The sequence below is a fragment of the Phenylobacterium sp. genome (genome assembly GCF_036963605.1).
Taxonomy (GTDB): domain Bacteria; phylum Pseudomonadota; class Alphaproteobacteria; order Caulobacterales; family Caulobacteraceae; genus Phenylobacterium.
In genome coordinates this window covers 1-8633 of the sequence record NZ_JBALUY010000108.1, presented here as the reverse complement: position 1 = coordinate 8633, position 8633 = coordinate 1, and the positions used below count along the sequence as shown (strand labels likewise).

The following is an 8633-nucleotide window of genomic DNA, read 5'->3' as shown; positions in this document are numbered from 1 at the left end:
GATCGAAGGCCTGCTCGCGCAGGGCGTCCAGGGCCTGGGCGCCGTCCTCCACGCTCACCACCTCGATGCCGGCGGCGTCGAGCATCAGTTCGACCACCCGCCGATTGGTGGGGTTGTCGTCCGCCAGCAGGACCCGCAACTCGCCAGGCGCAGAGGCCGCGGCTTCGGCGACCGCCTTCACCGTGGCCTGGGGGTGGGGGACGTGACTGGGTTCGTACTTCAGCAGCCCGCCGACCAGGGCCTCAAGGCGTGCGCCGGAGTCCACAAGATCGCCGACGATGGCCCGCTGGGCCTCGTCCAGATTGGTGGCCTCCAGCGCCTGGGCCAGGCCCATGACCCCGTTCAGCGGCGTGCGCAGCTCGTGGCTCATATCGGCCAGGAATTCGCTCTTGGCGCGGCTGGCGGCGGCCTCCCGGTCCAGCGCGCCTTCGAGGGCTGCCGCCTGGCGCTTCATCTGGGTGATATCTACCCGCAGGCCGATCAACCCCCCGTCGGCCGTGCGGCGGTCCTCGACCATCAGCCAGCGGCCGTCTGACAGCTGTTGCTCCAGGCGTTCTCCATCGGGATTGGCCAGCTTGGCCAGGCGCTCTTCGATCCAGGCGTCTTCCTGGCCGAGCGCCTCGGGATAGTCTCCGCGCTCGACGCCGATGCGAAGGGTCTCGGCCAGGGCGCGTCCCGGGGCGAACAGGTCGGCCGAGCGGTGATAGATCTCGGCGTACCGGTCGTTCCAGAGGATGTAGCGGCCCTCGCGGTCCAGGAAGACCACGCCCTCTGGAAAGGCGTCGATGGCCGCGCGCAGCCGGTCTCGGGCCGCCTTGGCCTCGACCTGGGCGCGCAATAACGCCCGTCCGCCGATCAGCCGATCCAACGCACGGACCACGGCCCGCCCGACGGCGCCGATCCCCCCCCGTGACATGAAATACTCCACCCCGCCTGACCGGGGAGAGCAAAGCCCAGCATGTGTTGCCGAAGTCCTGCCAGGGCCGGAATTCCTTGGCCAGCAAGGGAATTGGTCAGATTCTGAGCGCGTGGTTCGCAAACATCTTTGATGGCGCTATCAGGAGCCCATGACCATCACGACCCTCGGCTTGGACGCCGACGACACCCTTTGGCACAACGAGACGATCTTTCGCCTGACCCAGGCGAGGCTGTTCGATCTGCTGTCCGATGTGGCGGACCCCGACACCCTGGGCGCGCGCCTGGCCGAGGTGGAGGGGCGTAACCTGCGTCTCTATGGCTATGGGGTGAAGGGCTTCACCCTCTCGATGATCGAGACGGCCATGGAGCTGACGGGCGGCGAGGCGCCGCCGCATATCGTGCGCGAGATTCTGGCCGCGGGCCGGGCCATGCTGACCGAGCCGGTGGAGCCGCTGCCCGGTGTGGACCAGGCGCTGGCGGCGCTGTCGGAGCGCTACCGGCTGGTGCTGATCACCAAGGGGGACCTGTTGCACCAGGAACAGAAGCTGGCGGCCTCTGGGCTGGGCGATCTGTTCGCCGCCGTGGAGATCGTCAGCGAGAAGGACGCCTCCACCTATGAGCGGGTCTTCGCCCGCCACGGGACCGGCGCCGCGCAGGGCGCCATGGTGGGCAACTCCCTGCGCTCAGACATCCTGCCGGCCCTGGAGGCCGGCGCCTGGGCTGCTCACATTCCCTATGCAGTGACCTGGGCCCACGAGATGGCCGACGCGCCCCACGGCCATCCCCGGTTCGCCGAACTGGCCAGCATTTCGGAATTGCCTGCTTGGCTCGACCGTATCAGCTGAGCTGGTTGATGATTTTTCCGGCTCCCCGGCGCATATGTCAGGGGTGAAGTTCGACGAACGGTTTCTCGACGAGATCAAGGCCCGCCTGCGCCCCTCCGACGTGATCGGGCGCACGGTGAAGCTGCGCAAGCAGGGCCGGGAGTTCGTCGGCCTGTCGCCCTTCACCAAGGAGCGGAGCCCGTCCTTCTTCGTCAATGACGACAAGGGCCAGTTCTTCGACTTCTCGTCCGGCAAGAACGGCGACCTGATCACCTTCCTGCAGGAGACCGAGCGGCTCACCTTCATGGAGGCGGTGGAACGCCTGGCCGCCGAGGCCGGGGTGCCCATGCCGGCGCCCGACCCCCAGTCGGCCGAGCGCGACCGGGTGCGCCAGGGCCTGGCCGAATGGCTGGAGCAGGCCGGCGCCTGGTTCCAGGCCGAGCTGCGTCGCCCCGTGGGCCGGGAGGCGCGGGACTATCTGGCGGCCCGGGGCCTGCCGGAAGCGGAATGGGCGCGGTTCGGCATCGGCTATGCGCCGGGCGGGCGCACCGCCCTGAAGGACTATCTGGTCGCCAAGGGCGCGCGGCCTGGCGAACTTGTGGAGGCCGGCCTGCTGATCGCGCCGGAGGACGGCGGCGCGCCCTATGACCGCTTCCGGGACCGGATCATGTTTCCCATCGCCGATGGGCGCGGACGGTTCGTCTCCTTCGGCGGCCGGGCCATGGATCCCAAGGCCCGCGCCAAGTACCTGAACGGCCCGGAGACCTCGGTCTTCCACAAGGGTCACGTGCTCTACGGCATGGGCGAGGCTCGCAAGATCCTGGGGGCGGCGCCGTCGGGCGAAAGCCCGCCCCTGGTGGTGGTGGAAGGCTATATGGACGCCATCGCCTGCCATCGGGCCGGCGTGGCCGCCGTCGCGCCCATGGGCACCGCGCTGACCGAAGAGCAGATGGAGATGCTCTGGCGCCTGCACCCCGAGCCGACCCTGTGCTTCGACGGGGACCGAGCGGGCCGTCAGGCCGCCTTCCGCGCCATGGACCGCGCCCTGCCGATCCTCAAGCCCGGCAAGAGCTTCCAGTTTTCGCTGGTCGAGGGGGGCAAGGACCCCGACGACGTGCTGCGCGAACAAGGACCCGTCGCCCTGCGCCAGCAACTGGCGGCGACCACGCCCTTCGCCCAGGCCCTCTTTGAACGCGAACGTGATCTGGAACCCCTGGATACGCCCGAGCGGCGCGCGGGACTGAAGGGCCGCCTGCGGCAGGCGGCGGGCGCCATCGCTGACAACGACCTGCAGCAGGCCTACCGCCAGGACCTGCTGGAACGCTACGACGGGCTGTTCCGCAAGGCCGACAGCGGGCAGGGCGTCCGGCCGCCCTGGCGCCCGCAGGCGCGCCGCAATGGGCGCTGGAAGGGGCCCGGAGAGGCCTGGGCGGACGCACAGCCCCCGACGGCCCAGGGCAAGGCCGCGGCCGGGCGGCTGGCCTCCGGGCTCGATCCGGCGCCGGCGGCCCTGGCGGCCTACGCCCTGTCGCGACCGACCGTCCTGGACGACCATCTGGAGGATGTCTTCGCAACCGAAGGTTTCGGCGAACCGGCGCTTTGCGAAATGGTGAGGGAAATCATCCGCCTGCGTCTGGAGTCGGACCACCTTGACTCTGACAGCCTGACGCGCCATCTCCGATCCTGCGGGTTTAATGCGCTGCTGACAGACATCGACCGGGCCGCTGCGAAATCGGGCGCGCCCTTTTTGAAACCGGATGTCTCCCTCGAAGCCGCGAATTCGCAGTGGTCGCAAGCCTTCGCTAGCCTTTCCAGGCTGGCGTCGCTCGACAAGGCTCTCGACGCCTCGAAGGGAAACCTTCGGGAGCGGTCGGATATGGAAGCCTTCGAGCGTCTCAAGGGGGAACGCGACGCACTCAGACGCGCGACCAGAGAGTGGAACGATTAAAGCCGGTCACGGGTCGTACTCATACGGCCGTTTCGGCCCCTGTTAGTCATGATCGGCCCGTTCCTTGCAGGAGAGGCGGCGGACCGAACCGGAGAATTCGATGAGCACCAATACGGCCGAAGCGGAAACGACCGAAGCCCAGACCAGCGATGGTCCGCTGCTCGACCTGACGGACGCCGCGGTCAAGAAGTTCATCAAGCAGGCCAAGACCCGCGGCTACGTCACCATGGACGAGCTGAACAAGGTCCTGCCGTCTGAAGAGGTGACCTCCGAGGCGATCGAAGACACGCTCGCCATGCTGTCTGAGATGGGCGTGAACGTCGTCGAGGCCGAAGAGGACGCCGAGGGCGGCGAGGTCGCGGTCCGCGAGGAGACGGCCGTCGTCGAGACGACCAAGGAGCCGGCCTACGACCGCACCGACGATCCCGTGCGCATGTATCTGCGCGAGATGGGTTCGGTGGAGCTCTTGTCGCGCGAGGGCGAGATCGCCATCGCCAAGCGCATCGAGGCCGGTCGCGACACCATGATCCGGGGCTTGTGCGAAAGCGCCCTGACCTTCGAAGCCATCATGGTCTGGCGCGAGGAGCTGGCCTCGGGCCGCATCCTGCTGCGCGAGGTCATCGACCTCGAACAGACCTATGGCGGCCAGAACACCGGGACCGAGGAAACCGCCGAAGCCAAGCCCGAGCCGGGCGCCGAAGGCGGCGAGGCCAAGGCCGAAGGCGAGGGCGACGACGACGACGACGATTTCGACGACGGCGCCGGCCCCACCATCAGCGCCATGGAGGCCGAGCTTCGCGACGGCGTCATGGAGACCCTCGACGCCATCGCCTCGGAGTTCGACTCCTTCCGCCGGCTGCAGGAAAAGCTGGTCGCCAAGAAGCTGGCCGGCGAGGACCTGGGCGATTCCGACCGCAAGGCCTTCGAGGCCGCGACCACGGTCATCGTCCAGCACCTGAAGACCCTGAAGCTCAACAACAACCGCATCGAGGCCCTGGTCGAGCAGCTCTATGCGATCAACAAGCGCCTGATGGGCCTTGAAGGCCGCCTGCTGCGTCTGGCCGATTCCTACGGCATCAGCCGTGTGGAATTCCTCAAGGCCTATTTCGGCGCCGAGCTCGATCCCGCCTGGACCGACAAGGTCAAGGAGCTGGGCGTCCGCTGGACCAAGTTCACCGAGAACGACGCCGGCCAGATCAGCGACATCCGCACCGAGATCGCCGCGCTCGCCACCGAGACCGGCGTGGCCATCGACGACTATCGTCGCATCGTCCAGACCGTGCAGAAGGGCGAGCGCGAGGCCCGTCAGGCCAAGAAGGAAATGGTCGAGGCCAACCTGCGCCTGGTCATCTCCATCGCCAAGAAATACACCAACCGCGGCCTGCAGTTCCTTGATCTCATTCAGGAAGGCAACATCGGTCTGATGAAGGCGGTCGACAAGTTCGAGTACCGCCGCGGCTACAAATTCTCCACCTACGCCACCTGGTGGATCCGTCAGGCCATCACCCGCTCCATCGCCGACCAGGCCCGCACCATCCGCATCCCGGTGCACATGATCGAGACGATCAACAAGATCGTCCGCACCCAGCGCCAGATGCTGCACGAGATCGGCCGCGAGGCGACGCCGGAAGAACTGGCCGAACGCCTGGCCATGCCGCTGGAGAAGGTCCGCAAGGTCCTGAAGATCGCCAAGGAGCCGATCAGCCTCGAGACCCCGATCGGGGACGAGGAGGACAGCCACCTGGGCGACTTCATCGAGGACAAGAACGCGATCCTGCCCATCGACGCGGCGATCCAGAGCAACTTGCGCGAAACCACCACCCGCGTGCTGGCGTCCCTGACGCCGCGCGAGGAGCGGGTGCTGCGCATGCGCTTCGGCATCGGCATGAACACCGACCACACCCTCGAGGAAGTGGGCCAGCAGTTCAGCGTCACCCGCGAACGCATCCGTCAGATCGAGGCCAAGGCCCTGCGCAAGCTCAAGCACCCGAGCCGGAGCCGTAAGCTGCGGAGCTTCCTGGACAGCTGACGGTCAGAAGTCCTCCCCCAATCGGGGGAGGGGGACCATACGAAGCATGGTGGAGGGGCCTGCCTGGAGCCGCACTCACCGCTGGCCGGGCTGCGGACGGCTTATGATGCAGCACGCATCCCCGGGCTCAGGCCACCTCGATGCGGTAGCTCTCGATCACCGTGTTGGCCAGCAGGGTCTCGCACATGCGCTTCACCTCGGCTTCGGGGTCGGCCACCTCGTCGGCCAGATCGAACTCGATCATCTTGCCGACGCGGGCGTTCGTGACGCCGGGCCAGCCCAGGCTGTGCAGGGCGCCTTCGACGGCCTTGCCCTGGACGTCCAGGACGCCGGGCTTGAGATAGACGTGAACCTTAACCTTCTTGGCCATCAGTGCAGGCCTCCCTGAATCACGGTGGGCATGTCCTTCATGATGCCGAGCCGGCGGGCCACCTCGGCGTAGCTTTCGATCACATCGCCCAGATCCCGGCGGAAGCGATCCTTGTCCAGCTTCTCGCCGCTGGTGGTGTCCCACAGGCGGCAGGAGTCCGGGCTGATCTCGTCGGCCAGGATGACCCGGGCGAAGTCGTTCTCCCACACCCGGCCGAACTCGATCTTGAAGTCCACCAGGGTGATGCCGACCGCGGCGAACATGCCCGACAGATAGTCGTTGATGCGCACGGTCATGGTCAGGATGTCGTCGATCTCCTGGGTGGTGGCCCAGTTGAAGGCGGTGATGTGCTCTTCGGTCACCATCGGGTCGCCGAGCTCATCCTTCTTGTAATAGAATTCGATGATCGAGCGGGGCAGGGCGGTGCCTTCCTCCTGGCCCAGACGCTGGGCCAGCGAGCCGGCCACCACGTTGCGGCACACGACTTCCAGCGGAATGATCTCCACCTCGCGGATCAGCTGTTCGCGCAGGTTCAGCCGCTTGATGAAGTGGTTGGCGATGCCCATGCCGCCCAGGCGCGTCATGATGAACTCGCTGATCTTGTTGTTCAGCACGCCCTTGCCTTCGAGGATGGCCTTCTTCTGGGCGTTGAAGGCGGTGGCGTCGTCCTTGAAATACTGGATCAGGGTGCCGGGCTCGGGTCCTTCATAGAGGATCTTGGCCTTGCCTTCGTAGAGCTTCTTGCGGTTCTTCATCACGGTTCCCGTAGGGGGATGCGGCGGCGCGGGGCCGAAAAAACGAAACCGCGCCCCCTCGAACCGGTCAGGTGGATCGACGGGCGGCGCGGGCGGAATCAGACTGGCGCCACTATAGCGCCCGGCGGTAGACTGCGCGGCGCCTATATCGCATGGGCGTGAAACGCACAAACGCCGCAGTCCCGCTGCGTCGGATTCGCAAGTGCCCGAGCCGGTCCAGTTCCTGTTGCGTTCGCGCCGGGGCGGGCTATAGACGGCGCCGCGACCCGCCGGGGGCGCGTCAGGAGTTGATGCCGCGTATGACCACCTTTGACGAACGCGAAAAGGGTTTCGAGAGCAAGTTCGCCCGGGACCAGGAACAGGAATTCAAGGCCGTCGCCCGCCGCAACAAGCTGCTGGGCCTCTGGGCCGCCGAGAAGATGGGCCTGTCCGCCGAAAGCGCCGAGGCCTACGCCGCCGCCGTGGTTCGCGCCGATTTCGAGCAGCCGGGCGATGAGGACGTGGTCCGCAAGGTGGCCGGCGACCTCAAGGGCTCGGGCCTGTCCGTGTCCGAGGGCGAGCTGCGCTCCAAGATGGACGAACTGATGTCCCACGCCCGGGAGCAGATCCGCCAGGGGGACTGATCCCGGTTGGCGAGAGAACCGCGTTAGGGTAAAAGCGCCCCTGGGATCTTGGGGGGCGTTATGCAAAAACGCGGTCTACTGGGGCTTTGTCTCGCGGTTGTCTGCGGCTGGTCCGCAGCGCCGGATCGCGCAAGCGCCCAGCCTGTTGAATACGTCCGCATCTGCGACGCGTACGGGTCCAGGTATTTCTACATTCCCGGCACGGACCGGTGCCTTCGCGCCGACACCGGCGAGGTGCGGTGGGAGACCGTCGAGGGCACGATGCGCAATGCGTACGGAGCCGGGGCCACCAGCCACGGGGCCTCCGCCTTCTCGTCCGGCGACGGCGCCACGGTGATCGGGGCCGGCGCCTGGGGCGGCGGCGATCCCACCACGGACAATCCGCCCTGGGACCCCCTGGGCGGCGCGACGCTGGAGCAGTGGCAGCAACAGCATCCGCGATCCGCCTTCAGCAATGAGGGCGCGACCGCAGTCGGCTACCAGGCCCGGGCCGGGGCGGGGGCGGACGGTCAGGACAACGCCACGGCCATCGGCCACTCGGCGTCGGCCAATGCGCTGAACGCCACCGCCCTGGGCCAGGGCTCCTCGGCCGGGGCCGCCGGCTCGGTGGCCATCGGCCAGGGCTCCATCGCCTCGGTCGCCAATACGGTTTCGTTCGGGTCCGTGGGCGCCGAGCGGCGGCTGATGAACGTGTCCGCCGGCGTGATGGGCACCGATGCGGTCAATCTCGCCCAGATGACGGCGGCCATCACCACGGCCGAGACCGGTCTGACCAGCGCCCTGGCGGCGGCGCAGAGCGCCCTCAACGACGCCATCGCCGCAGCCCGGGCGGAGTTCAACCAGTCCATCGCGACCCTGGGCGACGATTTCGACGTCGACCTGACAGCCCTGGACGCCGATGTCAGCGACCGCCTGGCGGACCTCCAGGACCAGATCCAGGATATCACGGCCGCCGGCGGCGGCTTCGCCAGCGGGGGAACGGGACCGGCGCCGACGGCTTCGGGACAGGGCTCGCACGCCTCCGGGCAGGGGGCGCAGGCCAACGGCGTCAACACCACCGCCTACGGAACCGGGGCCCAGGCCACCGCGGCGGGCGCGTCGGCTTTCGGCGCTTTCGCGACGGCGTCCGCCGGGGACGCAACCGCCGTGGGGCAGGGGGCGAACGC

Annotated in this window: 8 protein-coding genes; 5 read left to right on the top strand and 3 right to left on the bottom strand. The window is 67.7% G+C overall.

Going from position 1 to position 8633, the window contains the following annotated elements:
• Window positions 1–916, bottom strand: a 916-nt coding sequence (locus V7702_RS15710) for a PAS-domain containing protein (RefSeq protein ID WP_335651021.1), incomplete at its 3' end; no start/stop codon positions are given.
• 151 nt (window positions 917–1067) lie between these two features.
• Between V7702_RS15710 and V7702_RS15705 the strand changes: the two genes are divergently transcribed.
• The 3 genes from V7702_RS15705 (at window position 1068) to rpoD (ending at window position 5719) form a co-directional block, all read left to right on the top strand.
• Complete coding sequence (locus V7702_RS15705) at window positions 1068–1763, top strand: HAD family hydrolase (protein ID WP_335651020.1); 696 nt, start codon at window positions 1068–1070, stop codon at window positions 1761–1763.
• Window positions 1764–1806: 43 nt separating this feature from the next.
• Window positions 1807–3690: a DNA primase gene (gene dnaG, locus V7702_RS15700; protein WP_335651022.1), complete on the top strand. Its 1884-nt coding sequence runs from the start codon at window positions 1807–1809 to the stop codon at window positions 3688–3690.
• 100 nt (window positions 3691–3790) lie between these two features.
• The gene (gene rpoD, locus V7702_RS15695) at window positions 3791–5719 is read left to right on the top strand and encodes an RNA polymerase sigma factor RpoD (RefSeq protein ID WP_335651019.1); all 1929 of its coding nucleotides are present in this window, start codon (window positions 3791–3793) and stop codon (window positions 5717–5719) included.
• A 127-nt stretch (window positions 5720–5846) separates the two neighbouring features.
• Here the strand turns inward: rpoD and purS are convergent, their stop codons facing one another.
• A complete protein-coding gene (purS, locus tag V7702_RS15690) occupies window positions 5847–6089 on the bottom strand; it encodes a phosphoribosylformylglycinamidine synthase subunit PurS (protein ID WP_335651018.1) in 243 nt (80 codons plus the stop codon).
• Window positions 6089–6847 (bottom strand): phosphoribosylaminoimidazolesuccinocarboxamide synthase, encoded by a 759-nt coding sequence (purC, locus tag V7702_RS15685; RefSeq protein ID WP_335651017.1) that lies wholly within the window; start codon window positions 6845–6847, stop codon window positions 6089–6091. The genes purS and purC overlap by 1 nt, the downstream gene beginning before the upstream one ends.
• 296 nt (window positions 6848–7143) lie before the next feature.
• On the opposite strand from purC, the gene V7702_RS15680 reads away from it, so the two are divergent.
• The gene (locus V7702_RS15680) at window positions 7144–7467 is read left to right on the top strand and encodes a DUF1476 domain-containing protein (RefSeq protein WP_335651016.1); all 324 of its coding nucleotides are present in this window, start codon (window positions 7144–7146) and stop codon (window positions 7465–7467) included.
• A 60-nt stretch (window positions 7468–7527) separates the two neighbouring features.
• Window positions 7528–8633: porin (locus V7702_RS15675; protein ID WP_335651015.1), on the top strand; the 1106-nt coding region annotated here is incomplete at its 3' end.